The sequence below is a fragment of the Variovorax sp. S12S4 genome, assembly GCF_023195515.1.
GTDB lineage: Bacteria > Pseudomonadota > Gammaproteobacteria > Burkholderiales > Burkholderiaceae_C > Variovorax.
The window spans coordinates 5,647,048-5,671,536 of sequence record NZ_JALPKR020000002.1 but is presented as its reverse complement, the minus strand read 5'-3'; the positions used below and the strand labels follow the sequence as shown (position 1 = coordinate 5,671,536).

General features: G+C 64.0%; 19 protein-coding genes and 2 pseudogenes. 18 read left to right on the top strand and 3 right to left on the bottom strand.

Annotated features, from left to right (window positions below):
• The first annotated feature begins 38 nt into the window (after nucleotides 1-38).
• From M0765_RS27755 to M0765_RS27700, 13 genes are all read left to right on the top strand, one after another.
• Entirely contained in the window at nucleotides 39-4,760 is a 4,722-nt protein-coding gene (locus M0765_RS27755; protein ID WP_258507679.1) for an RHS repeat-associated core domain-containing protein, read from the top strand.
• Complete coding sequence (locus tag M0765_RS27750; RefSeq protein WP_258507677.1) at nucleotides 4,757-5,794, top strand: tetratricopeptide repeat protein; 1,038 nt, start codon at nucleotides 4,757-4,759, stop codon at nucleotides 5,792-5,794. Before M0765_RS27755 ends, M0765_RS27750 begins: the two co-directional genes overlap by 4 nt.
• A 38-nt stretch (nucleotides 5,795-5,832) precedes the next feature.
• Complete coding sequence (locus M0765_RS27745) at nucleotides 5,833-6,129, top strand: hypothetical protein (RefSeq protein WP_258507676.1); 297 nt, start codon at nucleotides 5,833-5,835, stop codon at nucleotides 6,127-6,129.
• A gap of 26 nt (nucleotides 6,130-6,155) precedes the next feature.
• Nucleotides 6,156-6,542: a hypothetical protein gene (locus M0765_RS27740; protein WP_258507670.1), complete on the top strand. Its 387-nt coding sequence runs from the start codon at nucleotides 6,156-6,158 to the stop codon at nucleotides 6,540-6,542.
• Entirely contained in the window at nucleotides 6,539-7,033 is a 495-nt protein-coding gene (locus tag M0765_RS27735) for a pentapeptide repeat-containing protein (RefSeq protein ID WP_258507669.1), read from the top strand. Before M0765_RS27740 ends, M0765_RS27735 begins: the two co-directional genes overlap by 4 nt.
• Before the next feature lie 15 nt (nucleotides 7,034-7,048).
• The gene (locus tag M0765_RS29335; protein ID WP_258507668.1) at nucleotides 7,049-9,271 is read left to right on the top strand and encodes a DUF6531 domain-containing protein; all 2,223 of its coding nucleotides are present in this window, start codon (nucleotides 7,049-7,051) and stop codon (nucleotides 9,269-9,271) included.
• 1,400 nt (nucleotides 9,272-10,671) lie between these two features.
• Nucleotides 10,672-11,730 (top strand): RHS repeat domain-containing protein, encoded by a 1,059-nt coding sequence (locus M0765_RS29615; protein ID WP_274709110.1) that lies wholly within the window; start codon nucleotides 10,672-10,674, stop codon nucleotides 11,728-11,730.
• Nucleotides 11,727-12,395: a hypothetical protein gene (locus M0765_RS27720; RefSeq protein WP_258507667.1), complete on the top strand. Its 669-nt coding sequence runs from the start codon at nucleotides 11,727-11,729 to the stop codon at nucleotides 12,393-12,395. The genes M0765_RS29615 and M0765_RS27720 overlap by 4 nt, the downstream gene beginning before the upstream one ends.
• Before the next feature lie 102 nt (nucleotides 12,396-12,497).
• Nucleotides 12,498-12,767, top strand: coding sequence for a DUF7710 domain-containing protein (locus tag M0765_RS29610; protein WP_446751579.1), 270 nt, complete (start codon nucleotides 12,498-12,500; stop codon nucleotides 12,765-12,767).
• A gap of 328 nt (nucleotides 12,768-13,095) precedes the next feature.
• On the top strand, nucleotides 13,096-14,100 hold the full coding sequence (locus M0765_RS27715) for a sugar ABC transporter substrate-binding protein (RefSeq protein WP_258507665.1): 1,005 nt from the start codon (nucleotides 13,096-13,098) through the stop codon (nucleotides 14,098-14,100).
• Between the two features lie 19 nt (nucleotides 14,101-14,119).
• Nucleotides 14,120-15,079: an ABC transporter permease gene (locus tag M0765_RS27710; protein WP_258507663.1), complete on the top strand. Its 960-nt coding sequence runs from the start codon at nucleotides 14,120-14,122 to the stop codon at nucleotides 15,077-15,079.
• Entirely contained in the window at nucleotides 15,079-15,885 is an 807-nt protein-coding gene (locus M0765_RS27705) for an ATP-binding cassette domain-containing protein (protein WP_258507662.1), read from the top strand. Before M0765_RS27710 ends, M0765_RS27705 begins: the two co-directional genes overlap by 1 nt.
• Nucleotides 15,878-17,101, top strand: a complete 1,224-nt coding sequence (locus M0765_RS27700; RefSeq protein ID WP_258507661.1) for an ROK family transcriptional regulator — start codon at nucleotides 15,878-15,880, stop codon at nucleotides 17,099-17,101. Before M0765_RS27705 ends, M0765_RS27700 begins: the two co-directional genes overlap by 8 nt.
• Nucleotides 17,102-17,114: 13 nt before the next feature.
• Here M0765_RS27700 and M0765_RS27695 read toward each other — a convergent pair whose 3' ends face one another.
• The gene (locus tag M0765_RS27695; protein WP_258507659.1) at nucleotides 17,115-17,603 is read right to left on the bottom strand and encodes a hypothetical protein; all 489 of its coding nucleotides are present in this window, start codon (nucleotides 17,601-17,603) and stop codon (nucleotides 17,115-17,117) included.
• A gap of 192 nt (nucleotides 17,604-17,795) precedes the next feature.
• Between M0765_RS27695 and M0765_RS27690 the strand changes: the two genes are divergently transcribed.
• Nucleotides 17,796-18,446, top strand: coding sequence for a hypothetical protein (locus M0765_RS27690; protein ID WP_258507657.1), 651 nt, complete (start codon nucleotides 17,796-17,798; stop codon nucleotides 18,444-18,446).
• 30 nt (nucleotides 18,447-18,476) lie between these two features.
• Here M0765_RS27690 and M0765_RS27685 read toward each other — a convergent pair whose 3' ends face one another.
• Nucleotides 18,477-19,487 (bottom strand): Bug family tripartite tricarboxylate transporter substrate binding protein, encoded by a 1,011-nt coding sequence (locus M0765_RS27685; protein WP_258507656.1) that lies wholly within the window; start codon nucleotides 19,485-19,487, stop codon nucleotides 18,477-18,479.
• 69 nt (nucleotides 19,488-19,556) lie between these two features.
• Nucleotides 19,557-20,351 (bottom strand): IclR family transcriptional regulator domain-containing protein, encoded by a 795-nt coding sequence (locus M0765_RS27680; RefSeq protein ID WP_157614602.1) that lies wholly within the window; start codon nucleotides 20,349-20,351, stop codon nucleotides 19,557-19,559.
• A 140-nt stretch (nucleotides 20,352-20,491) separates the two neighbouring features.
• Here M0765_RS27680 and M0765_RS29605 point away from each other — a divergent pair.
• From M0765_RS29605 to M0765_RS27660, 4 genes and pseudogenes are all read left to right on the top strand, one after another.
• Nucleotides 20,492-20,830: pseudogene (locus M0765_RS29605) on the top strand (hypothetical protein); the annotation flags it as partial.
• A 700-nt stretch (nucleotides 20,831-21,530) separates the two neighbouring features.
• Nucleotides 21,531-22,133: a TRAP transporter small permease gene (locus tag M0765_RS27670; RefSeq protein WP_258507654.1), complete on the top strand. Its 603-nt coding sequence runs from the start codon at nucleotides 21,531-21,533 to the stop codon at nucleotides 22,131-22,133.
• 1 nt (nucleotide 22,134) lies between these two features.
• Nucleotides 22,135-23,414 (top strand): annotated as a pseudogene (locus M0765_RS27665) (TRAP transporter large permease subunit).
• A gap of 64 nt (nucleotides 23,415-23,478) precedes the next feature.
• Nucleotides 23,479-24,483, top strand: a complete 1,005-nt coding sequence (locus M0765_RS27660) for a TRAP transporter substrate-binding protein (RefSeq protein ID WP_258507653.1) — start codon at nucleotides 23,479-23,481, stop codon at nucleotides 24,481-24,483.
• Nucleotides 24,484-24,489 lie beyond the last annotated feature (6 nt).

Here is a 24,489-nt window from a genome sequence, read left to right as displayed (position 1 = left end):
AATAACAAGACGTCTCAGGCAACAGGGAAAACAGGGCAATGGCGGAAGGATCGCAACAACAACCATCTCAACGAGAACCCCAGACCGCGGTCGCTCCCCTGAACACGATCGTCAAGGAGGACGTTGCAGCCGCCAGCAAGGCGGTGGACGACTGGCTGCGCTCCTTCAGCGGCGGCTATGTCACGCTCGAGCGGCTGACGATGGTGCTGGGCAGCATTCCAATCGTCGGCAACATCATGGCGCTGGTGGATGTGTTCCTGGACATCATCAACATCGTCGAGAAAAAGGCCAAGGACGGGGTCGAAGCATTCCTGACGTGGGTGAGCCTGGGCATCAACCTCATTGGTTTGATACCGCTGCCGCCCACCATGGCGGCAGCGCGCATGAGTTTGCGGCCCACGCTGCACCTGGTGAGGCAGCAGCTTAAAACTGCGGCGTCGAACCTGGGCGAGACCATCGTCGTCGTGCTGGTCGGGCATTTGAACGCGACGATCATGGGCGAGCTGGACAAGTTCATTGATGGCGCCATTGCGCTGCTCGAAGACATGCTGAAGCGCTGCGCGAACCTGGCAGACCAGATCGTGGACAACCTGGTGGACATCCTGCGGCGTGTTGTGGGGCAGAAGGACCTGTTCACGGTGGCCAAGCCAGGGGTGGCAGAAACGAAGGTGCACGACCCGAAGACGCAGAGCACCTGGAGCCGCATGTGGGGCAGTGCGGTGCGCTATACCAAGGAGTCGGCCAACTACGTGGCCAAGGCGGCGGCAAGCCAACTGCCCGCCGGCGTGGCGAGCCGGGTCAACGGCGTCATCACGCAGATGCTGGACTTTAAGCGCCTGCTGCGCGGGCAGTTGTCGAAGCTGGCCGACCGCGAGGCGCAGGCCAGCATCATGTGGTTGCTGCACAAGCTCAAGGCTGCGCTGCTGCGCAAGCGGGCCCAGCGCGCGGCAATCGTGCCGCCGGCAAAAGGAGCGCAGGCGGACAAGGACAAACCCGGCGCCGCGCTCGGCCACATCAGCAAGCAGGCACCCGCCCGCAACGACCCAGGCTGCCGCAACCGGCCGGCGCGCGCGGCAGTTGGCGGCTCCATCAGCCTTGCGACCGGCAGCGAGAGCTTCGTGCATACCGATTTCATTCTGAGCGCGCCGCTTCCGATCTCGTGGTCGCGCGTCTATCGCAGCCAGCTGGATGCCTACGACCGCGGCATGCTGGGTGCGAGGTGGATTACGCCGTACATGACACGCATCGACATTGCGCCGAACGGCGGGCTGGTCTACCACGGCGTCGACGGACGCAGCCACTCGTATCCGATGCTGGCAGTGGGTCAGGTGCATCGCGATGCCGTCGAAGACCTGACTCTGAACCAGCTTAGCGATAGGTTGTTGACGCTGGACTTCGGCAAGCAGGGTGACTGGCAAGAGATCTACGAACGCGTGGAAAGCCAGCCCCGCTACCGTCTTGCGGCGCAACAGGCCAAGGACGGCCTGTCCATCGGCCTGCGCTACGACCACGTGATCGCCTCTACAGGCGAGCAAGTGCTCAGCGACATCATCAGCAAGCAGGGTGACGTGGTCATGGCCCACGTGGGCACGCAGCCCGATGCAAAGACCGGCCTCATCCGGTCGCTGTGGGAGCTGAAGGACGGCCAGGTCGTGCGCCAGCTGGCCGCCTACACGCACGACGCCGAACATGACCTGATTGCCGCGCAGGACGAGAACGGCGCCAGCTGGAGCTACACCTACAGCCACCACCTGGTCACCCGCTACACCGACCGCACCGGCCGCGGCATGAACCTCGAGTACGACGGCACCGGCGCCGACGCCAAGGCCGTGCGCGAGTGGTCCGACGACGGCAGCTTTGCGCTGCAGTTGGAGTGGGACGCCAACATCCGCCTGACCTACGTCACCGATGCGCTGGGGGGCGAGACCTGGCACTACTACGACATCGAGGGCTACACCTACCGCGTCATCCACCCCGACAAGCTGGAGGAATGGTTCTTTCGAGATGACGCGAAGAACGTCACGCGCCATGTGCATACCGACGGCACCACCGACGACTACACCTACGACGAAGACGGCAACCTGCAGGCGCACACCCGGGCCGACGGCAGCCGGGTGCACTTCGAGTACGACAGCCAGCACCGCCTCACCGGCATTCGCGACGCCGAGGGCGGCGTGTGGAAGCGCGACTACGACGCGCAGGGCCACCTGACGGAAGAGATCGATCCGCTGGGCCACAAGACCGAGTACGCCTACGACAAGGCCGGACGGCCCGTGCGCGTGACCGATGCCAAAGGCGGTACGAAGCTGCTGAGCTACACGCCCGGCGGCCTCCTTGCGAGCTTCACCGATTGTTCGGGCAAGACCCGGCGTTGGGAGTACGACAGCCGCGGCCGGACGATCAAGGCCATCGACGCTGCGGGCCAGACCACCCGCTACCGCTACAGCCCGTCGGGTGAAGGCTTCGTGCAGCGTGGGGACGGCAACTCTCCCGGTCAGCTGGAAGAAATCACCTCGCCCGACGCTACGCGGGAACACTTCGTGCACGACGCCGAAGGCCGGCTGCTCGCGCACATCGACCCGCTCGGGCGCAGAAGGCGCTACAGCTACACGCGCTCGGGCCTTGTGTCCGGCCGCACCGACGCCGCGGGCCAATCGCTCAGCTACCAGTGGGATCTGCTCGGCCGGCTTACCGAACTGCAGAACGAGAACGGCAGCCGCTACAGCTTCAGCTACGACCCGGTGGGCCGGCTGCTCCAGGAAACCGGCTTCGACCGCAAGACCACTCGCTATCGGCACGAGGAAGGCACAGGCCGGCTTGTGGCGGTAGAAGAGGGCGCACGCGTGATGCAGCTGCAATCCGACGCGATGGGGCGCCTCGTCGAACGCACCGCCGGGGAGGACACCGAGCGCTTCGCATTCGACGGCAATGGGCGAATGATCGAGGCCGCCAACCGCGATGCGCGGCTGCAGTGGTTCTACGACCCGGCCGGCAACCTCACGCGTGAGCATCACCACTACATTGCCAACGCTCGCACGGCAATCTGGCAGCACCGCTACGACGAACTCAACCAGCGCGTCGCAACGATTCGGCCCGACGGCCACACCACCCAATGGCTGACCTACGGCTCCGGGCATGTGCACGGCCTACTGCTCGACGGCGAAGACATCCTGGGATTCGAGCGCGACGATCTTCACCGCGAAGTCTTGCGCGAGCAGCACAACGGCCTCAGCCAACGGCTGCGCTACGACGGCGTCGGCCGGTTGCTGCAGCAGGACATCGCACAAACACGGCCGGGCGCCATCGAGGCGCTGCAACTGCGCCGCAGCTACAGCTACGACAAGGCCGGCCATCTAGTCGCCATCAGCGACAGCCGCCACGGCAACTTCAGCTACCGCTACGACCCCGTCGACCGCCTTGTAGAGGCCAACAGCCGCCTCGGCCGCGAGGTGTTTGCCTTCGACCCGGCAGGCAACATCGCCAGCCCGGCGAACACCGGGCCCTTGGCGGATCAGGCCGCGGCGCACAAGCTGCTCGACAACCTGCTGAAGGAATATGCCGGCACCCGCTATCGCTACGACGAGCATGGCAACCTCGTCGAGCGCACGCGCAATGGCCGCAAGACCGCCTTTGCATGGGACGGCTTCGGCCGCATGACCGCCGCCACCAGCGAAGACGGCACCGCCACCACCTTCAGCTACGACCCGATGGGCCGGCGCATATCCAAGCACGCGCACGACGCCGTGACGCTGTTCGGTTGGGACGGCGACACACTGGCTTTCGAAAGCACCCAGACCATCGCGGGTGCGCAAGAGCAGCAAGGCCGGGGCTGGAGCGTGCACTACATCCATGAGCGAAACTCCTTCGTGCCGCTGGTGCAGGTTCGCCAGGGGCAAGCCATCGTCTTGAGCAAGACGCCCGACGTAAAGGCGTTGATGGCCGCCAACGGCGGTGCCTACGACATCGAGCAAGACCCGCTCTGGAACGGCGAAGCACAACCCCAGGCCGAAGGCTTCAACCGGGATGAAATCGCCTTCTACCAATGCGACCACCTCGGCACGCCGCACGAACTCACCGACTACGAAGGTCGCGTGGCATGGTCCGCGCAGTACAAGGCCTGGGGCGAGGCGCGTGAAGTCATCAGCGAGGCCGGGCGGCGTGCGGGCTTTGCGAATCCCATTCGTTTTCAGGGCCAGTATTTCGACGCGGAAACCGGCCTGCACTACAACCGCCATCGCTACTACGACCCGGCGAGCGGGCGCTATGTCTCGCGCGATCCGCTGGGGCTGGCGGGCGGGCGCAACCTGCATGTGTATGTGGGCAACAACCCGGTGCGGGGCATCGATCCGCTGGGGCTGGTGGATATCAATATGTTCCCGCATGACGAGGCGATCCGAGCGTCGGGAGACAACATTCCGAATCCGCCGGGCACCTTCACGGTCGGTGGGCACGGGAACGACTCGATCATGCAAAACGCGTCGCGCCAGCCAGTGAAGCCGGTCGAGTTGGCCGAGCAGATCCGGTCTCATCCCTCGTACACAAAGGGGCAGCACGTGGTGTTGATGTCGTGCGAAACCGGCAAGGGTGAAGCACCGTTCGCACAGAAGCTCGCGACGGAGCTCAACGCACCGGTGAGCGCACCCGACAAATTCCTCTGGATCTGGCCCAACGGAAAAACCCAACCCGCCGGTATGACGGCGGATGGAAAGATGGACACCTCCGACCCCGGTAAATGGCGCACCTTCAGGCCACCACCATGAAGCAGGCCCGCAATCCATCATTGCACGCGGTGCCGGCCTTGCTTGCACTGGTCATTTCTCTTTCGCATCTCACGGAGTGCCTTGGTATGGACAACAGCAACACCCCCGCGGCCCCGATTTCCGGCGCATCGAGCTACTTCCTCACGCCCGAACAACAGGCCGTGCTGGCCCTGAAGGCCGAAGCTGGTGATGCCGAGGCCGCGCTCCGTCTTTCGAACTACCATGGCTTCGTGCGCCGGGACCAGGAGCAGCAACTGCGCTGGCTGCAACTGGCGGCCAAGAGCGGCCATGCGGTGGCGCAATACAACCTTGCCTCCGACCTGAGCACGGGCGGCAAGGACCTTGCGGAGGCGACGCACTGGGCCGAGGAGGCACGCAGGAACGGCAATGCGGATGCGGACCGGCTTCTGGCCGCGATCAGGGCGGCACAGTCCACCATGCTCACGCCCGAAGAGCAGGCCGCGGCGGTGGCGAAGGCAGAGGCCGGCGATGCCGGGGCGGCGTTCCGGCTTTCGAGGTACTACAACTTCGTGCATCAGGACCGCGTGCAAACACGGAAATGGCGCAAGCTGGCGGCAGAGGGCGGCCATGCGTCGGCCCAATACGATCTCGCGGTCACTCTGTATATGGAGGGCGAGCAGCTCGCTCAAGCTACGCATTGGGCCGCCGAGGCACGCAAGAACGGCGATAAGGATGCGGCCCGGCTCCTGCACGAAATCGAGGCACTCCAGTCAGCCGCGCTTGGCGTCGAAGAACAGGCTGCGCTGGTCGCAAAGGCTGAGGCTGGCGATTCCGAGGCCGCATTTCGCCTTTCGAAGTACCACCACTTCGTGCACCAGGACGGCAGGGGCCAGGGGCGACGCTGGCTCAGGCGGGCGGCAGAGGGGGGCCATGCGGTGGCGCAATACAACCTCGCCGTCGTCCTGCAGATGGACGGTGCCTTCCTTGCGGAAGCGGCGCGCTGGGCCCGAGAGGCACTCAGGAACGGCGATGCAGATGCGGGCAGGCTCCTGCAGAAAATCCCCGGCCAATGATGAATTGCGCCAAACATGGATGGCAGGGTGCCGAACTCGTGACCGCCGCAGTGAAGGAGCAGGCCGCCACGCCGCTTGCCATTGCCCTGGGCCACGCTTATGAGCGTTTTGCGCAGACAGGGCAAGACCTGAAGAACTTCGACATCCAGATCAGCGAGCGCACGCGTGAAAACGGCGAGGACGAGAACGGTGAAAACACCATCGGAATCGCCTTTGTCGCAAAGCTCGAACCGGGCAAGAAGGGCCTTGGCAATGCAAACCGCCTCGGCCGTTCGGTGTTGTACATCGCCTCTAGAACATCGGGCGAGATCTTGCGCGAAGCGGGGAGCCGCTAAGCGCCTAACGCAATGGAGAACAGCTCATGGAAAACGATGCTTCCGCTTCGGCCTCTTCTCTTTCTCCCATTTCTGGTGCCCAGAGCTATGCGCTCACTGACGAGCAACGCCTTGCACTAGCGGCAAAGGCGGAAGCCGGCAATGCCGACTCCGCCTTTCGGCTCTCGCTGTACTACACCTTCACTTTCTCCGATCCCGATCAATCGATGCACTGGCTTTCGATGGCGGCCAAGGGTGGCCACAGCATTGCGCAGCACAACCTTGCCTACGACCTTTATATGAGCGGCACCGACCTTGCAAAGGCTGCCTATTGGGCTGCGGAATCGCAGAAGAACGGCAACGCTGAAGCCGGCTGGCTGCTGAGCGAAATCGAAACCGAAAAGGTTGTTTCGGGCTGGAGCCCGCTGACGTGAGTTCGCAGCTGATCATTCTGGCCCACGACATGTGGCGCAAAGGCGCAGGCGGGGCGCCGGCAGGCCTTGTGGGGCAAGCCGACAGCTTCGCCTATGCGGGGCTCGATTTGAGCCTGGCGCAGTTCGCCGGCTCGACTTTCACGGGCACCAGCTTCACTGCAAGCAGCTTCAAGCAGGCCGGTTGGAACGCCTGCCAGTTCACCGGCTGCAGCTTCACGCAATGCGACTTCAGCGGCATATCGATTACTGGCTGCACCTTCGTCAACTGCAGCTTCACGCGCGCCAACTTCGACGGCGGCAGCATCGGCACCAGCACCTTCGCGCAGTGCCAATGGGACGACATCAGCTTTGCGGGCGGCCGCTGGAATGACGTGGGCGTGCTGAACTGCGGCGGCACCGTGGTTCACGCACAGGGCCTGCAAGGGCGAAGCGTGGACTTCACGGGCAGCACGTTCGAGCAGCTGGAGTTCCAGGGCGCGAACATCAACTGAGAGGAAATACAAGAAATGTCAGGGACGGGGGAAACCAAGGCGCCGGCGCAGCGCGAACCGCAGACGGCCGTCGCGCCGCTGAACACCATCGTGAAGGAAGACGTTGCAGCCGCCAGCAAGGCGGTGGACGACTGGCTGCGCTCCTTCAGTGGCGGCTATGTCACGCTCGAGCGGCTCACGATGGTGCTGGGCAGCATTCCGATCGTCGGCAACATCATGGCGCTGGTGGATGTGTTCCTGGACATCATCAACATCGTCGAGAAAAAGGCCAAGGACGGCGTCGAAGCGTTCCTGACGTGGGTGAGCCTGGGCATCAACCTCATCGGCTTGATCCCGCTGCCGCCCACCATGGCGGCGGCGCGCATGAGCCTGCGGCCAACGCTGCACCTCGTGAAGCAGCAACTCAAGAGCGCCACCTCCAACCTCGGCGAGGCGATCGTCACCACGCTGGTAGGGCACCTCAACGCCACCATCGTGGGAGAGCTCGACAAGTTCATCGATGGCGCCATAGGCAAGCTCGATGGCATCCTGAAGAGCTGCGCGGACCTGGCCGACAAGATCATCGACAACCTCGTGGACATTCTTCGGCGCGTGCTCGGGCAGAAGGACCTGTTCACCGTGGCCAAGCCCGGCGCGGCAGAAACGAAGGTGCACGACCCCAAGACGCAGAGCACCTGGAGCCGCATGTGGGGCAGCGCGGTGCGCTACACCAAGGAGTCGGCCAACTACGTGGCCAAGGCGGCGGCAAGCCAATTGCCCGCCGGCGTGGCGAGCCGGGTCGAGGGTGTGATCAGTCAGATGCTGGACTTCAAGCGCTTGCTGCGCGGGCAGTTGTCGAAGCTGGCCGACCGCGAGGCGCAGGCCAGCATCATGTGGCTGCTGCACAAGCTGCGGGACGCGTTGCTGCGCAAGAAGGGCAAAGGCTCGGCGCTCGTGTCGCCGCAGGCGGGGAGCAAGGCCGAGAAGGACAAGCCGGGTGCGGCGCTCGGCCACATCAGCAAGCAGGCGGATGCGCATGGACCGTCCCCAGGCTGCAAGAACTGCTCTGCGCCCGCGCGTGTAGGCGGTTCGATCAGCCTCGCGACCGGCAATGAAAGCTTCACGCACACCGATTTCGTGCTTGCCGCACCGCTGCCCATCGAATGGGCCCGCACCTACTCCAGCGACTTGGACGCTTTCGACCGAGGCAGCCTGGGTGCACGGTGGATCACGCCCTACAGCATGCGCGTGGACATCACGACGCCCACGCGCGGCGCTCGCAAAGGGCGCGCGAGCATGGTCTATCACGCAGCCGACGGCCGCAGCCACTCGTATCCGGTGCTGGCGGTTGGGCAGGCGTATCGCGATGCCATCGAGGAGATAACCGTCTCGCGCCTCAGCGAAACCTTGCTGGCGCTCGACTTCGGCAAGCCGCTGCCAGCGGGAGCGCAACCCGAGTGGCGCGAACTCTACGAACTGGTCGACAGCAAGCAGCCGCACTTTCGGCTGGTGACGCAGCAGGCCAAAGACGGCCAGTCCATCGGCCTGCGCTACGACCACGTGATCGCCTCTACAGGCGAGCAAGTGCTCAGCGACATCATCAGCAAGCAGGGTGACGTGGTCATGGCCCACGTGGGCACGCAGCCCGATGCGAAGACCGGCCTCATCCGGTCGCTGTGGGAGCTGAAGGACGGCCAGGTTGTGCGCCAGCTGGCCGCCTACACGCACGACGCCGAACATGACCTGATTGCCGCGCAGGACGAGAACGGCGCCAGCTGGAGCTACACCTACAGCCACCACCTGGTCACCCGCTACACCGACCGCACCGGCCGCGGCATGAACCTCGAGTACGACGGCACCGGCGCCGACGCCAAGGCCGTGCGCGAGTGGTCCGACGACGGCAGCTTTGCGCTGCAGTTGGAGTGGGACGCCAACATCCGCCTGACCTACGTCACCGATGCGCTGGGGGCGAGACCTGGCACTACTACGACATCGAGGGCTACACCTACCGCGTCATCCACCCCGACAAGCTGGAGGAATGGTTCTTTCGAGATGACGCGAAGAACGTCACGCGCCATGTGCATACCGACGGCACCACCGACGACTACACCTACGACGAAGACGGCAACCTGCAGGCGCACACCCGGGCCGACGGCAGCCGGGTGCACTTCGAGTACGACAGCCAGCACCGCCTCACCGGCATTCGCGACGCCGAGGGCGGCGTGTGGAAGCGCGACTACGACGCCCAGGGCCACTTGACGGAAGAGATCGATCCGCTGGGCCACAAGACCGAGTACGCCTACGACAAGGCCGGGCGGCCCGTGCGCATTACCGATGCGAAGGGCGGCGTGAAGGCGCTCGTTTATTCCCCTTTAGGGCAACTGCTCAGCTACACCGATTGCTCCGCCAAGACCAGCCGATGGGAGTACGACCAGCGCGGCCGCGTGACCAAGGCCGTGGATGCAGCTGGCAACACCACCAGCTACCGCTACGCCGCCGGCCAGCTCGAAGAAGTTGTGCTGCCCGACGAAACCAGCGAGCACTTCACGCACGATGCCGAAGGGCGCCTGCTCGCGCACGCCGATGCGCTCGGCCGTCGCACCCGCTACAGCTACACGCGTGCAGGCCTCATCGCAGGCCGCACCGACGCTGCAGGCCGCTCGCTCAAATACCACTGGGACTTGCTGGGCCGGCTGACCGAACTGCAGAACGAAAACGGCAGTCACTACAACTTTCGCTACGACCCGGTGGGCCGCCTGCTGGAAGAAACCGGCTTCGACCGCAAGACCACGCACTACCGCCACGAGGCGACCACCGGTACGCTCGCCGAAGTGGTCGAAGCCGGCCACGCGACTCAACTGCAGTTCGATGCGCTCGGCCGCCTTGTGGAGCGGAATGCGGGCGAAGGCCAGCTTGAGCACTTTGCTTACGACCGCAATGGCCGCCTGGTGGAGGCCGCCAATCGCGATGCGCGCCTGCAGTGGTTCTATGACCCGGCCGGCAACCTGACGCGCGAGCACCACCACTACCTGGCAAATGCGCGCACGGCAGTCTGGCAGCACCGCTACGACGAACTCAACGAGCGCATTGCCACCACCCGCCCCGACGGCCACGTGACCCAATGGCTCACCTATGGTTCTGGCCACGTGCACGGCCTTCTTGTCGATGGGCAAGACATTCTCGGGTTCGAACGCGACGATCTGCACCGCGAGGTGGCCAGGGAGCAAGGCAACGGCTTGAGCCAGCGCCAGAAGTACGACCCCGCCGGCCGCCTGCTGGAGCAGCGCATTTCGCAAACCGGCCGCGGCCCCGCCGATGCGCTGGAACTCAGCCGCCGCTACACCTACGACAAGGCCGGCCAGCTCACCGCCATTGGCGACAGCCGCCGCGGCCGGCTGGACTACCGCTACGACCCGGTCGGCCGCCTGCTCGAAGCCAACAGCCGCCTCGGCCGCGAGGTCTTCGCCTTCGACCCCGCGGGCAACATCGTCGACCCCGCCCAGGCTGAAGGCCCGGTGCAGCGCACCGCCAACAAGCTGCTCGACAACCTGCTGAAAGAATACGCCGGCACCAGCTACCGCTATGACGAGCGCGGCAATCTCATCGAACGTGTGAAGAACGGGCGCAAGACCGTCTTTGCATGGGACGGCTTCAATCGCATGGCGGCCGCAACCGACCCCGATGGCATCACCACCACCTTCAGCTATGACCCGCTGGGCCGCCGCATCGCCAAGCGATCAGGCGACGCGACTACCTCGTTCGGATGGGACGGCGACGTGCTCGCGTTCGAAAGCACCCAAAGCACCGCTGCGCTGAACGAGCGGCAAGGGCAAGGGTGGAGCGTGCACTACATCCACGAGCGCGATTCCTTCGTGCCGCTGATGCAGATCAGGCAGCCGCGCGCCATGGCGCTGAGCGAAACGACGGATGTGAAGGCGCTGATGGAGGCGAACGGCGGCGCGTATGACATTGGGCAGGATCCGCTGTGGAATGGCGAACAGCGCAGCGTGCCGAGCGCCTTCGACAGGAAGGAGATGGCGTTCTATCAATGCGACCACCTGGGCACGCCGCAAGAACTGACGGACCATGAAGGAGGCATTGCATGGTCGGCGCAGCACAAGGCCTGGGGCGAAGCGCGCGAGACGATCAGCGAGGCGGGCAGAAGGGCGGGGTTCAGGAATCCGATCCGGTTCCAAGGGCAGTATTTCGATGAGGAAACGGGGCTGCATTACAACCGGTATCGGTATTACGATCCAGACAGTGGGCGGTTCGTATCAAGTGACCCGATCAGGCTCGCCGGCGGCCCTAATATGCATCAGTACGCGCCGAATCCAGTGCGGTGGGTTGATCCCCGAGGTTTGGCTGGTTATGAAGCATCAATGGGAAATACCGCTGCTCAAGATACATTGGCGCGTGGTGTACACGTTAATGTCCAAGGACCAGGCCTTCCAAAGGCAGGCGGCCACATCGGAGTTGTTCCAACCCATGACGGTCAGGGGCTTACCACCAAGCCAGTTGATGCGGCGACTAGAAATCTGCCTGAATCTCAACAGGAAAAGGCCTGCCAGTGCGTTGTCGATTTTTTAAATAAACCAAAGAATCACTCAAAAATCGCAAAACAGGCCCAAGGCGGGATAGATCGATTCCCTGGAACCGAAAGGGCAAAAGAATTGGAAAAGGTACGCGACCTTGCCGAAAGAGGGGTTCCTGTTAAATGAGAAGACATATTGATGGCCTGCCGGTGCTGAGCGCCTCTGTAAATCAGCTGCTGCGAATCTTTCTGACGAAAAAATATATATCAACTCCTGGTTTATTTGGATTGTGCGATTTTTCGGCCAATGAGCTGCTGAAAAATTCTTACCAAATGACAGGCGACGATTTTTACTGCTTGTACGAAAAGAATTATCGTTTGGCAGGGTCGGATTCAAACTTGAACTTGAAAAACTACTTCAGTCAAGGTGAATTTATTTCCAATGGTGTTGATTTGACCGGCGCCAGAATATGCACCGTATTGTCTAGGTTTTGCAGCAGTAAAATCGATTCTTCGTTGATCTACTCGATCGAGCTTTTCCTCGATGAATCGCTCGATTTTGGTTCCTTGGTGATTAATGATTTTCTTGAGTTGCGGTTCGGAAAAACAATAAGGCCAAAGCATAAAAAGAAATTTCATCTAACCGGAATTTCTACTGACTATGAGCTTCCGCTGGGGTCGGCCGAAAGAAAAATCAATACCCGTGGTGCTCGGGTGATGAAAAAGAAGATTTCTTTTTGCCACGCACTTCTGAAATTCGCTGAAGAACCGGCGGTCAAGAACCTGGTGATGTGCGTTAGGGAAAACCTCCCGCATGCCATTTTGGATGAGGCAGGGGAAGTAAAAAGATAGACCCGAAGTGGCTGGGTGACACGGAATGTCCCGGTAAATAAGGGGGCCAACATCTCTCAGTTAAAGTGCAATTCGTCGCTCGTTAAGCATGGAGCTGCTCGTATGAACCATGTGTGGATATTCAACGGTGCAGGTGCACGGACTCCATCTGCCGTCTTTAAAGACAGAGCAGAAGCGGAGGTGTGGATCGTTGCGAACAAATTGAGCGGAATGCTTACCGAGTACCCCGTTGGAGTTTCCGTTTATCAATGGGCGATCCAGAGTGGCAATTTCAAGATCAAAAACGATAATGATAGGTCGCCAGAATTCATTCAAAGATTTTCGTCTGGTGCACAAGAGCACATGCACTACGAAAATGGAGTCTCGGATTAGCGGCCGTTGCGAGCATTGGGACGGTTCTTGTTTGGGCGCGCCGGCTGAAGATCTCGTCGATGGTCTTCACGGTGTTCACGAGTGATTTTTTCCTATGGGGTTGGTTGAGCACTGATTGGGTGGCTGTGAACTAAGTAGAGGGTTCACGCTACCGCCAGCCTGTTACCACTCCTCACATTCACCCCGGGTTTTCGATAACTAAATCCACTTGATTTAGTCCCTGAGCTGTTCGATAGTCTCCCTGCGCCCGGATGCCCCACGCCTTCCACGGCCCCGCATCCGGATCCCAAGACCGCAGGCGCATCGCCGCCTGACCACGGAGACACACATGCTCAGCTCCCGCTCCATCCTGGCCCTGGCGGCCATGTCCCTGGCTGCTTCTTCTGCAGCCTTTGCCGCCGACCAGCCGGTCATCGGTCTCGTTACCAAGACCGAAACCAATCCCTTCTTCGTCAAGATGAAAGAGGGCGCGCAGGAAGAAGCCAAGAAGCTCGGCGCCAAGCTGCTTTCGGGCGCGGGCAAGGCCGACGGCGACAACGCGGGCCAGATCACGGCCATGGAAAACATGATTGCCGCGGGTGCCAAGACCATCCTCATCACGCCGAGCGATGCCAAGGCCATCGTGCCGGCAATCAAGAAGGCGCGCGACAAGGGCATCATGGTGATCGCGCTCGACAGCCCGGCCGATCCGCCGGAGGCGACCGATGCGCTCTTCGCCACCAACAACTACACGGCCGGCGTGCTGATCGGCGAATACGCCAAGGCCGCGATGGCCGGCAAGCCGGCGAAGATCGTCGCGCTTGACCTGCTGCCTGGCCACCCGGTGGGCGCGCAGCGGCACAACGGCTTCATGAAGGGCTTCGGGCTTGCGGCGAACGATGCCAAGTCGAACGAGCTGTCGAAGGCGCCTGAAATCGTGTGCATGGCCGACAGCTTCGGCGACCAGGCGAAGGCGCAGACGGCGATGGAAAACTGCCTTCAGAGGGCACCCGACGTGAACCTGGTCTACACCATCAACGAGCCCGCCGCGGCCGGTGCCTACAACGCGCTGAAGCGCGCGGGCAAGGAGAAGGGCGTGATGATCGTCTCGGTCGACGGCGGCTGCCAGGGCATCAAGGACACCAACGCCGGCGTCATTGCGGCCACTTCGCAGCAGTACCCGCTCAAGATGGCGGCCATGGGCGTGGCGGCTGGCGTGGAGTTTGCCAAGACGGGCAAGAAGGCCTCGGGCTATGTCGACACGGGCGTGACCCTCATTGCCGGCAAGAGCGTGCCGGGCGTCGACAGCAAGGACACCAAGACCGGCGCCGAGCTGTGCTGGGGCAAGAAGTAATCAAGGCCCGGAGCATCTGATGGCGAAATCTCCGACGCACCACATTCCGTGGGGCGCCCTGGGGCCGTGGCTGGCCCTGCTTGGCGCATGCATCTTCTTTGCGACGCAGTCCGACCGCTTCCTGACGGGCGGCAACCTCTCGCTGATCATGCAGCAGGTAATGGTGGTCGGCGTGATCGCCATCGGCCAGACGCTGATCATTCTCACGGCGGGCATCGACCTGTCGTGCGGCATGGTGATGGCGCTGGGCAGCATCATCATGACCAAGTTCGCGACCGAGCTCGGCTTGCCGGTGCCGGTGGCCATCTTGTGCGGCATTGGCGTGACGACGCTGTTCGGCCTGCTCAACGGCCTGCTGGTCACGCGCATCAAGCTGCCGCCGTTCATCGTGACCCTGGGTACGCTGAACATCGCGTTTGCCATCACGCAGCTGTATTCGTCGTCGCAGACGATCACCGACTTGCCCTCCGGCCTCACGGGGCTGGGCACCACCTTCAGCATCGGCAACGCAGAGGTAGCGTGGGGCGCTGTGCTGATGCTGGTGCTGTATGCGCTCGCATGGTTCGTGCTGCGCGAAACGGCCGCGGGCCGGCACATCTACGCGGTAGGCAACAACGCCGAGGCCACGCGCCTGGTCGGCATTCCCACGCAGCGCGTGCTGCTGGGCGTGTATGTGGCGGCGGGCGTGCTTTATGGCGTTGCCTCGCTGCTGTCGGTGGCGCGCACCGGCGTGGGCGACCCGAACGCGGGGCAGACCGAGAACCTCGACGCGATCACGGCCGTGGTGCTCGGCGGCACCAGCCTGTTCGGCGGGCGCGGCATCGTGCTGGGCTCGCTCATCGGCGTGCTCATCGTCGGGGTGTTCCGCAACGGGCTCACGCTCATGGGCGTGTCGTCGATCTACCAGGTGCTGGTAACGGGCGTGCTGGTGATTCTTGCGGTGGCGGCCGATCAACTCTCGCGCCGGGGAGCACGCTGATGAACGCCGCGGCCAATCCTCAATCCGCCAAGATCGTCATGCAGGCCAAGGGCCTGGTGAAGCGCTACGGCCAGGTGACAGCGCTCGACGGTGTCGACTTCGAGCTGCGCGAAGGAGAAATCCTCGCGGTGATCGGCGACAACGGCGCGGGCAAGTCGTCGCTCATCAAGGCGCTTTCGGGCGCGGTGGTGCCGGACGAAGGCGAGATCCTGCTCGACGGCGCGCCGGTGCATTTTCGCAACCCGCTCGACGCGCGCCGCGCGGGCATCGAAACGGTCTACCAAGACCTGGCCGTGGCACCCGCCATGACCATCTACGAGAACCTCTTTCTCGGCCGCGAGCTGCGCCGCCCGGGCTTCATGGGCAACGTGCTGCGCATGCTCGACAAGAAAAAGATGCTGCAGGAAAGCGCCGCGCGCATGGCAGACCTGAAGGTCGGCATCCAGTCGATGACGCAGGCGGTCGAAACGCTCTCTGGCGGGCAGCGCCAGTGCGTGGCCGTGGCGCGCAGCGCAGCCTTCGCGCGGCACGTGGTCATCATGGACGAGCCCACCGCCGCACTCGGCGTGAAGGAGGGCAACATGGTGCTCGAGCTGATCCGCCGCGTGCGCGACCGCGGGCTGCCCGTGGTGCTCATCAGCCACAACATGCCGCATGTGTTCGAGGTGGCCGACCGCATTCACGTAGCGCGGCTCGGCAAGCGCGCGGCGGTGCTCAACCCGAAGAACATCAGCATGAGCGATACGGTGGCCGTGATGACCGGCGCCATGACGGCCGACCAACTGCCCGCGGAGGCGCATGCCTGATGCAGAAGTCGCTATGCGCCCGCCCGACCTGTTGCGCCCGCGCGGCTCCAACCAGGTGGGCATGCGCCAGTTCAACGAGCGCGTGGTGCTGCAGGCCCTGCGCGTTCACACCAGCCTGCCGAAGGCCGACCTCGCGCGGCTCACCGGGCTGAGCGCGCAGACCATCGGGCTCATTACCGCCCGGCTCGAGGAAGACCAGCTCATCGTCAAGCAGGGCCGCGTGCGCGGCCGCATCGGACAGCCGTCGGTGCCGCTGGCGCTGAACCCGGACGGTGCCTTTGCCATCGGCATCAAGGTGGGGCGGCGCGGCGCCGAATGGTTGCTGATCGACTTTGCCGCACAGGTGCGGGAGCGCCATGCCATGAGCTACGACTTTCCGGATGCGCAGGCGCTGCTGCCCGCCATTGCCGAGCATATCCATCGCCTGCGCGACGGGCTCGGGCCGCTGGCTGTGCGCAACGTGGGCGTGGGGCTGGCCGCGCCTTTTCTGCTTGGCGGTTGGCACCGCACGCTGGGCCTGTCGAAGGCGCAGTCGGACGAGTGGAACCAGATGGACCTGCTGGCCGAGGTAAGGGCGCGTACTGAGGTGCCTGTGAGCTTTGCGCGGGACACGGTCGCCGCCTGCGTGGCCGAACTGGTCGGCGGGCGCGGTCACGACCTGAAGAGCTTTTTGTACATCTTCGTCGACACCTTCGTGGGCGGCGGGCTGGTGATCGATTCGCACCTGCACACCGGTGCGCACGGCAACGCGGGAGCATTGGCCTCGTTGCCGATGCAGTCGGTGCGAGCCGGTGGCACGCTGCCGCCGCAGGTCATGGCCGAGGCTTCGCTCTGGGAGCTGGAGCAGCGGCTGCAGGCGCAAGGGCTGGACACCACTGCCGCGTATGACGACCGCGCGCTGCAGGCGCCGTATGCAGCGGTTACCCAAGCCTGGCTGGGCTCCGCATCGCTGGCCTTGGCCCATGCCATCGTGAGCAGCACGGCGGTGCTCGACCTCGCCGATGTGGTGATGGACGGTTCGATGTCACGCTCGCTGCTGCAGGCGCTGCTCGAACAGACGCGCGCGGCGCTGGCCCGGTGCAACTGGGAAGGGCTATGGCCGCCGCAGCTGCATGGAGGCAGGCTGGGCGCGCAGGCCTGTGCGCTGGGCGGGGCCATGCTGCCGCTGCACGCCAATTTCGCGCCTGACCACGACGTGTTCCTGAAGGCGGCCTAGGGGCTTGCGCAGCTCACAAGCTTGCGGATGCGTGCACGCCGCGCGGCAGCCGCAACGTGCTCGCTTGCGCGCCTTCGGGGCAAGGTCCATCGGAATAGCTTGCTTCGCCTTCGGGCATGACGCACTTGTGCACCTCGACCACGGCCGGTGCGGTCTTGGCCGGCGCCTCCGCCGGAGCGACTACAGGGGCCCCGAAGTTCGCGTTTGCGAGCGGCGCATAAGCGGGCGCATACGGCGACATGGGCATGACCGGTTCAGGGGACGAGCGGGCCACTTCACTCGGCAACGCCCGCGTGCTGGTGGCCGGCTCGACATGCGCCGGCATGACTGCCGGTGCCAACCCGGGCGCGCGTGCGGCGCTCTCTTGAACCAGGTCTTTCAAGGTCACATAGAAAAGCGACACCGCGACCAGTGCCACACCCAGGCAAGGCGCCCAGTACCGGCTGGAGCCTTGCGCAATATCCGGTTGCCCGGTCTTGCCGATCGTCTGTTCGAGGCCCATGGCTGAAGTTCCTTGTGAGTGTTCAGCCGTTCTACCGGCCGCAACCGACCGCCCTTGTAGGCCTGCGCCATGCGCCACGACGGAATACGCCTCGAAAACGCCGCGGAGAAAGCCGCCTGGACGGTCCGAACGGACCGAGACGCGAGAGTTTCGATAATGCAGTCCGTCCAGTAGATAGAACCGACCGCAAAAATGAGTGCCGCAGATTTCCTCTTCGCCCCCGAAGTACAAAAGCTACTGATGGTTGCCTACGCGGCGCCCGACCAACCGTTTTCTTCCAGCGAGCTGGCCAAGCGCTCGAAGCTCGAACCCGATGATGCAGCGCGCACGCTGGAGCACCTTGTCGGCAGCGGCATCCTGAAGCGCAGCAAACCGAAGGCGGACGAGGCCGAGACCATTTCGGTCGACCGCGCGTTCATCTTCCACGACGAGTTGCGCAACATTGCGCTCAAGTCTTTTGCCGCCGCCGAACCGGTCCGCGCCATGCTGCGCACAAAGTTCAAGGACTCGGTCATGCGCGCCTTCATCCTGCAAGAGGACAAGGACGGCACCCTGGAGCTCCTCGTCGTGCACGGCCAGCTGATGCCCGACGAATCCGCCATGAACACTGCATGCCAGAAGCTGTCGAAGAGCATCCACCGCCACCTGAAGGTTCATGTCATTTCGAGCATCAGGTTCAACAGCCTCACGCCGCGCGACTCGCTCGCGTCGAAGCTGGCGGCGCCGGGCGCGCTCGAGATCATCGCGCTTGGGGATACGAAGGCTCAGCCCCCGGTGGAGAAGGTCGGCCTTTTGCAAAGCGCAAAGAAGAAACTCGCAACGCTGGCGCGCCCATCGGCGTAGGCGTGCAGCGCGAGGCTGTTCAGGCCCGGCTCAGTCCGGCTTGATGTTGGCCCTTGCAATCACCTTTTGCCAACGCGCCTGCTCGGCGGCAATGAACTGCGCGAACTGTTCGGGCGTGCCGCCGATGGCCTCGGCCGCATCACCCGTCAGCCGCTGCATGGAGTCGGGCGACTTCACGGCCTTCATCGTCTCGGCAGAGAGCTTGGCCAGCTGCGCGGGCTCGATGCTGGCCGGCGCAAGCATGCCGTACCACTGCGTCATCTCGAAGCCCGGAAAGCCTTGCTCGGCCACCGTGCCCACGTCGGGCAGTTGCGGCAAACGCTTGGCCGAACCCGTGGCAATGCAACGCACCTTGCCGCTCTTGATGAACGGAAGAATGGCCGCCGCACCGATGGCCGAGGCATCGAGCCGGCCCGAGAGCAGGTCGGTCACCATGGGGCCGGTGCCGCGGTAGGGCACATGCAGCATGAAGACGTTGGCGGTCATCTTCAGGTACTCGAAGGCCAGGTGGCCCGCGCTGCCGTTGCCCGCGGAGCCGTAGCTCAGCTTGCCCGGCTTCGACTTGGCGTAGGCGATGAACTCCTTCAGGTTCTGGGCCGGTACGTCGGGGTGCACCACATACAGGCTGGGCACCTTGGCCAGCAGGCTCACGGGCTTGAAGTCCTTGTTCGCGTCGTAGGGCAGCTTGGCAAAGATGTACGGGTTGACCGCCAGCGTGCCGATGTGCCCGAGGATCAGTGTGTGCTGGTCGGTGGCGCGCGCCACTTCGCTCATCGCAATGTTGCCGGCCGCGCCGGGCTTGTTGTCGACGAACACGCTCTGCCCGAGCGTGCGGGAAAGTTCGGCGGCCGTGGAGCGCGCCACGATCTCCGAACTGCCGCCCGGCGCAAAGGGCACCACGAAGCGGATCGACTTGCTGGGCCAGGCGGCCTGGGCCGAAACCAGCGAGGGCAGCAGGCCGCCAAGGGCCAGCGCGCCGCCGCCTTGCAGCCATTGGCGGCGCGTGGACTGTTGATCGTTCAGGAAGAAGTTGTCGGACATGAATTTGTCTCCGTTGCTTTTGTGTGAGGGGAGCATCTTGCCCGACGAATGCGGCCGCAACCTGCCGGGTCAGATCAGGTTGCGCATGGCCTGCGCCGTCTCGCGCAGCACCGGCAGCACGCGCGCCACCGCGTCCTCGGAGCTTTCGTGGCCCATGGGCATGGTGATGTTGAGCGCGCCCAGCAGCATGCCGTGCCGGTCGCGCAGCGGCACCGCAATGCCGCGCGAGTTCAGGTCGAGCTGCTGCTCCGACAGGGCCCAGCCTTGTGCGCGGATGCGCGCCAGCTCGAGCTTCATGCGCTCCTTGCTTGCGATGGTGTGCGAGGTGAACACCTGCAGTTCCCGCGTGGCGAGCCATTCGGCCAGCTCCGCGTCGCCGCGCAGCGCCAGCATCAGCATGCCCGCGGCCGTCACCTGCGCCGGCACGCGCGCGCCGAGCACGTAGCCGGTGCTCATGCTGCGGTTGGGGCCGTTGCGCGCGATGTAGACGACCTCGTCGCCGTCCATCACGCTGAGGTAGGCGATCTCGTTGGTGCCTGCCGCCACGCGCTGCAGAAACGGCTGGACGATGCGCGGCAGCCGCGCCGAATCGAGGTACGACTGGCCCAGCCGCAGCACGCGCGGCGTGAGCCAAAAGAGCTTGCCGTCGCTGGCCACGTAACCCATGTGCTGCAACGTCAGCAGATAGCGGCGCGCAGCCGTGCGGGTCATGCCGGTGCGTTCGCCGGCCTGGCTGGCGGTCAGGCGAGGGTGGGCGTCGTCGAAGGCTTCGATGATGCTCACGCCGCGCTCCAGGCCGGCGATCCAGTCGCGCTTGTCGAGCCCGGGCGGCGCGGGGGAAAGGTCGGTGAGATCGGTGCTCATGGTGGGGGAGTTTGCCGTGCCGGCGGCGCTGCAGCGCTCAGCCCTCATCAGGATTAACCCTGTTTTTGTGCGATGAACGAACGCATTAAGACGATAGTCGTGCATTTCCGGTGCTGCGGAAGGCGGTCTTGGGCCTCAAGATGGATAAAGTGCGCCCTGGCGATGGCTTTGGAGCGATTGCCGCACAAAAGAGGCAAGACATGACCACCTCCATCACCGGCAGCACCCTGGCGTACCTGATCCCCGGCGACCCCGTGCGCAACGTGCGCCTGCCGAAGATGTTCAACGCCGTGTTCGAGCGTTTCGGCATCGACGCGGTGCTGGTGCCCATGCAGGTGCCGCTGCGCGACTTCGCGGTGTTCCTCAAGTCGGCCTTCCTGGCGCGCAACGTGCGCGGCATGGTGATTGCGCCGCCGCACAAGCCGCTGGCCGTCGACCTGCTCGACGGGTGCGGCCTGTTCGGCCGGGTAGCGGGCTCGGTCAACGTGGTGCGCCGCATCGAGAACAACGAACTGGAAGGCGACCTGTTCGACGGCGAAGGCCTTCTGGGTGCGCTCGATCATTTCAACATTCCGTTCCGCGGCAAGCGGGTGCTGATCCTCGGCGCCGGCGTGAGCGCTGCGGCCATCGGCGTTGCGCTGGCCGAAGGCGGCACCGTGGATGGCGCGGAGCACATTGCCCTGTACGACACCTCGGCCGGCAAGGCGGCGGGCGTGGCGGCCAAGCTCGATGCGTTCTTCGATGCCAACGTGGTGGCGGTCGACAGCAATGCACCCGAAGGCTACGACCTGGTGATCAATGCCACGTCGCAGGGGCTGGAAGAGACCGACGCTCTGCCGGTCGATGTTGCGCGCATGGAGCCCCACGCCGCACTGTTCGACATCTTGCTGCGCAACCAGCCGACGCCGCTGGTGCGCGCCGCGCGTGCCCGCGGGCTCAACGCACAGGCTGGCTTCGAAATGCTGATCCAGCAAATGCCGCACTACTTTGCGTATTTCGGCCATGCCGAGGCGGCGCAGGGCCTGCGCAGGGACGCGGATTTTCTGCGCGAGATCATCTATCCGCCCGCCATGCATGCGGAGATTGCCGCCCCTCTGCGCTATCGCTCCGACAACGTTGCCTGAAGGTGCTTGCGGAGCGGCGCCGAGCGGAACAATTTCAACAAGAGGCAAAAGAATAATGACAAGAATCTTCTCGTGGTACTGCCGCCGGCTCGAAGGGCTCATGGCGCTGATGCTGGCCATCATGGTGGTCATGGTGTTCGGCAACGTGGTGCTGCGCTACGGCTTCAACTCGGGCATTACCGTGTCGGAAGAGGTGTCGCGCTGGCTCTTCGTCTGGATGACCTTTCTGGGTGCCATCGTCGCGGTGCGCGAGCACGGCCACCTGGGCACCGACATGCTGATCTCGAAGCTGCCCACGTGGGGCAAGAAGCTGTGCCTGTACCTGTCGCACGGGCTGATGCTGTTCGCCTCGTACCTGCTGCTCACGGGCAGCTGGCAGCAGACGCTCATCAACTGGGAAGTGAGCGCACCTACCACCGGCGCCTCGGTCGGCATCTTCTATTTCGTCGGCGTGGTGTTCGGCGTCTCGGCCATCGTGTTCCTGCTGTACGACCTCTGGCGTGCAGTGACCGGAAAGCTCAGCGACGCCGAACTGGTCATGGTGCACGAGTCGGAAGAGCAGGGCGACATCGACCGCATCAACACCGAGCTTGCGCGGCGCGATGCCGAAGAGGCCTCGGCCAGCCACCGCGGCGGCAACGGCGCACGAGGCAACTGACATGACGATCGCCATCTTCCTCGGTGCCCTGCTGGGTGCCATGGCCATCGGCGTGCCGATCGCCTATTCGCTGCTGCTGTGCGGTGTTGCGCTGATGTGGCACCTCGACCTGTTCGATGCGCAGATCCTCGCGCAGAACGTGATCAACGGCGCCGACAGCTTTCCGCTTCTGGCCGTGCCCTTTTTCATGCTGGCCGGCGAGGCCATGAACCAGGGTGGCCTGTCGCGGCGCATCGTGAACCTGGCGCTGGCGGTGGTGGGCCATGTGCGCGGCGGGCTCGGCTACGTGGCCATCGTCGCGGCCTGCATCCTCTCGGCGCTGTCGGGCTCCGCGGTGGCCGATGCGGCGGCGCTCTCGGCGCTGCTGATCCCGATGATGGTGGCCGCGGGGCACGACAAGGCGCGCTCGGGCGGCCTGATCGCGGCCTCCGGCGTGATCGGCCCGATCATTCCGCCCTCTATCGGGTTCGTCATCTTCGGTGTGGCCGCGAACGTGTCGATCTCCAAGCTGTTCCTGGCGGGCATCTTCCCGGGCATTTTGATCGGCGCCTCGCTGTGGTTCACGTGGTGGTGGCTGGTGCGCAAGGAAAGGTGCTGCCGCCGCCGCGCAAGTCCAAAGGCGAGATGCTCACCGCGCTGCGCGAAGCGACCTGGGCGCTGCTGCTGCCGTTGATCATTCTCGTGGGCTTGCGCTTCGGCATCTTCACGCCCACCGAGGCGGCCGTGGTGGCTGCGGTGTATGCGATCTTCGTGGCCACGGTGGTCTACCGCGAGCTCAAGCCCTCGCAGTTCTACGCCATGTTCGTGTCGGCCGCCAAGACCAGCGCGATCGTGATGTTCCTGGTTGCGGCGGCCATGGTCTCGGCCTGGCTCATCACCGTGGCCGACCTGCCGGCCAAGCTGGTGGCGTTGCTCGAGCCGCTGATCGCAAGCCCGATGCTGCTGATGATCGTGATCATGGTGCTGGTGATGGCGGTGGGCACCGCAATGGACATGACGCCCACCATCCTGATCCTCACGCCGGTGCTGATGCCGGTGGTCAAGGCGGCGGGCATCGATCCGATCTACTTCGGCGTGCTGTTCATCATCAACAACTCGATCGGCCTGATCACGCCGCCGGTAGGCACCGTGCTCAACGTGGTGGCCGGCGTCGGGCGCATGAAGATGGATGAGCTCACGCGCGGCGTGTGGCCCTTTGCGCTCGCAGAGTTCGGAATGATGTTCCTGATGGTCATGTTTCCGCAGCTCGTGATCTGGCCGGCCCGGCTGCTGAGCGGCTGAGGCGCTGGCCAGCCGACCTTTCCCCAATTCGCTTTTCTTATTTCAACCCGAGGAGACTTTCACCATGAACAAATTTTTCAGCAAGACGCTGGTCGCCCTGGTCGCGGTCGCGGCCATGGGCGGGGCCGCCGCCCAGGTGAAGGAACGCACGCTCAAGTTCGCGTTCCAGAACCAGACCGGCCATCCGCAGGCACAGGGTGCGCAGAAGTTCGCAGACCTCGTTGCCGAGAAGTCGGGCAAGAAGATCACCGTCAAGCTCTTTCCGGGCGGCACGCTCGGCGGCGACCTGCAGACCGTTTCGGCCATGCAGGGCGGCACCATCGAGATGACGGTGCTCAACGCCGGCATCCTGACCGCGCAGGTGAAGGAATTTGCCGCCTACGATTTCCCCTTCCTGTTCAACAACGCGCAGGAAGCCGACGCGGTGACCGACGGCCCCTTCGGCCAGAAGATGCTCGCCAAGCTGGACGAGAAGAACCTGCACGGCCTCGGCTACTGGGACCTGGGCTTTCGCAACCTGACCAACAGCAAGCGTCCGATTGCCAAGGCCGAGGACATCGCGGGCCTGAAGATCCGCGTGATCCAGTCGCCGATCTACATCGACCTGTTCAACACGCTGGGCGCCAACGCCACGCCGATGCCCTTCCCGGAGCTGTATTCGGCGCTGGACCAAAAGGCGGTCGACGGCCAGGAGAACCCCAACACCGTGATTGCATCGTCGAAGTTTGCCGAGGTGCAGAAGCACATCACGCAAACGCGCCACATCTACAACCCGCAGGCGCTGATCATCAGCAAGAAGACCTGGGACAGCATGAGCGCCGAAGAAAAGAAGATCATCGGCGACGCCGCTGCCGAAGCCACCAAGTTCCAGCGCGAGGCCTCGCGCGCCGCGGCCGACACCGCGCTCGACACGCTCAAGAAGGCCGGCATGACGGTGACCGAGCTCCCGCCTGCCGAAATGGCCAAGCTGCGCGACAAGGTCAAGCCGGTGATCGACAAGTACACGGCCACCGTGGGCGAGGCGACCGTGAAGGAACTGATGGCCGAGATCGCAAAGGTCCGCAAGTAAGTCAAC

Excerpts from the sequence above, each read along its gene's own strand:
- M0765_RS27740 (WP_258507670.1), top strand. The coding sequence starts at position 6,156 with ATGGAAAACGATGCTTCCGCTTCGGCCTCTTCTCTTTCTCCCATTTCT.
- M0765_RS27720 (WP_258507667.1), top strand. The coding sequence starts at position 11,727 with ATGAGAAGACATATTGATGGCCTGCCGGTGCTGAGCGCCTCTGTAAAT.
- M0765_RS27705 (WP_258507662.1), top strand. The coding sequence starts at position 15,079 with ATGAACGCCGCGGCCAATCCTCAATCCGCCAAGATCGTCATGCAGGCC.
- M0765_RS27755 (WP_258507679.1), top strand. The coding sequence starts at position 39 with ATGGCGGAAGGATCGCAACAACAACCATCTCAACGAGAACCCCAGACC.
- M0765_RS27660 (WP_258507653.1), top strand. The coding sequence starts at position 23,479 with ATGAACAAATTTTTCAGCAAGACGCTGGTCGCCCTGGTCGCGGTCGCG.
- M0765_RS29615 (WP_274709110.1), top strand. The coding sequence starts at position 10,672 with ATGGCGGCCGCAACCGACCCCGATGGCATCACCACCACCTTCAGCTAT.
- M0765_RS27690 (WP_258507657.1), top strand. The coding sequence starts at position 17,796 with ATGAGTGCCGCAGATTTCCTCTTCGCCCCCGAAGTACAAAAGCTACTG.
- M0765_RS27680 (WP_157614602.1), bottom strand. The coding sequence starts at position 20,351 with ATGAGCACCGATCTCACCGACCTTTCCCCCGCGCCGCCCGGGCTCGAC.
- M0765_RS29335 (WP_258507668.1), top strand. The coding sequence starts at position 7,049 with ATGTCAGGGACGGGGGAAACCAAGGCGCCGGCGCAGCGCGAACCGCAG.
- M0765_RS27750 (WP_258507677.1), top strand. The coding sequence starts at position 4,757 with ATGAAGCAGGCCCGCAATCCATCATTGCACGCGGTGCCGGCCTTGCTT.
- M0765_RS27710 (WP_258507663.1), top strand. The coding sequence starts at position 14,120 with ATGGCGAAATCTCCGACGCACCACATTCCGTGGGGCGCCCTGGGGCCG.
- M0765_RS27700 (WP_258507661.1), top strand. The coding sequence starts at position 15,878 with ATGCCTGATGCAGAAGTCGCTATGCGCCCGCCCGACCTGTTGCGCCCG.
- M0765_RS27670 (WP_258507654.1), top strand. The coding sequence starts at position 21,531 with ATGACAAGAATCTTCTCGTGGTACTGCCGCCGGCTCGAAGGGCTCATG.
- M0765_RS29610 (WP_446751579.1), top strand. The coding sequence starts at position 12,498 with ATGAACCATGTGTGGATATTCAACGGTGCAGGTGCACGGACTCCATCT.
- M0765_RS27715 (WP_258507665.1), top strand. The coding sequence starts at position 13,096 with ATGCTCAGCTCCCGCTCCATCCTGGCCCTGGCGGCCATGTCCCTGGCT.
- M0765_RS27695 (WP_258507659.1), bottom strand. The coding sequence starts at position 17,603 with ATGGGCCTCGAACAGACGATCGGCAAGACCGGGCAACCGGATATTGCG.
- M0765_RS27685 (WP_258507656.1), bottom strand. The coding sequence starts at position 19,487 with ATGTCCGACAACTTCTTCCTGAACGATCAACAGTCCACGCGCCGCCAA.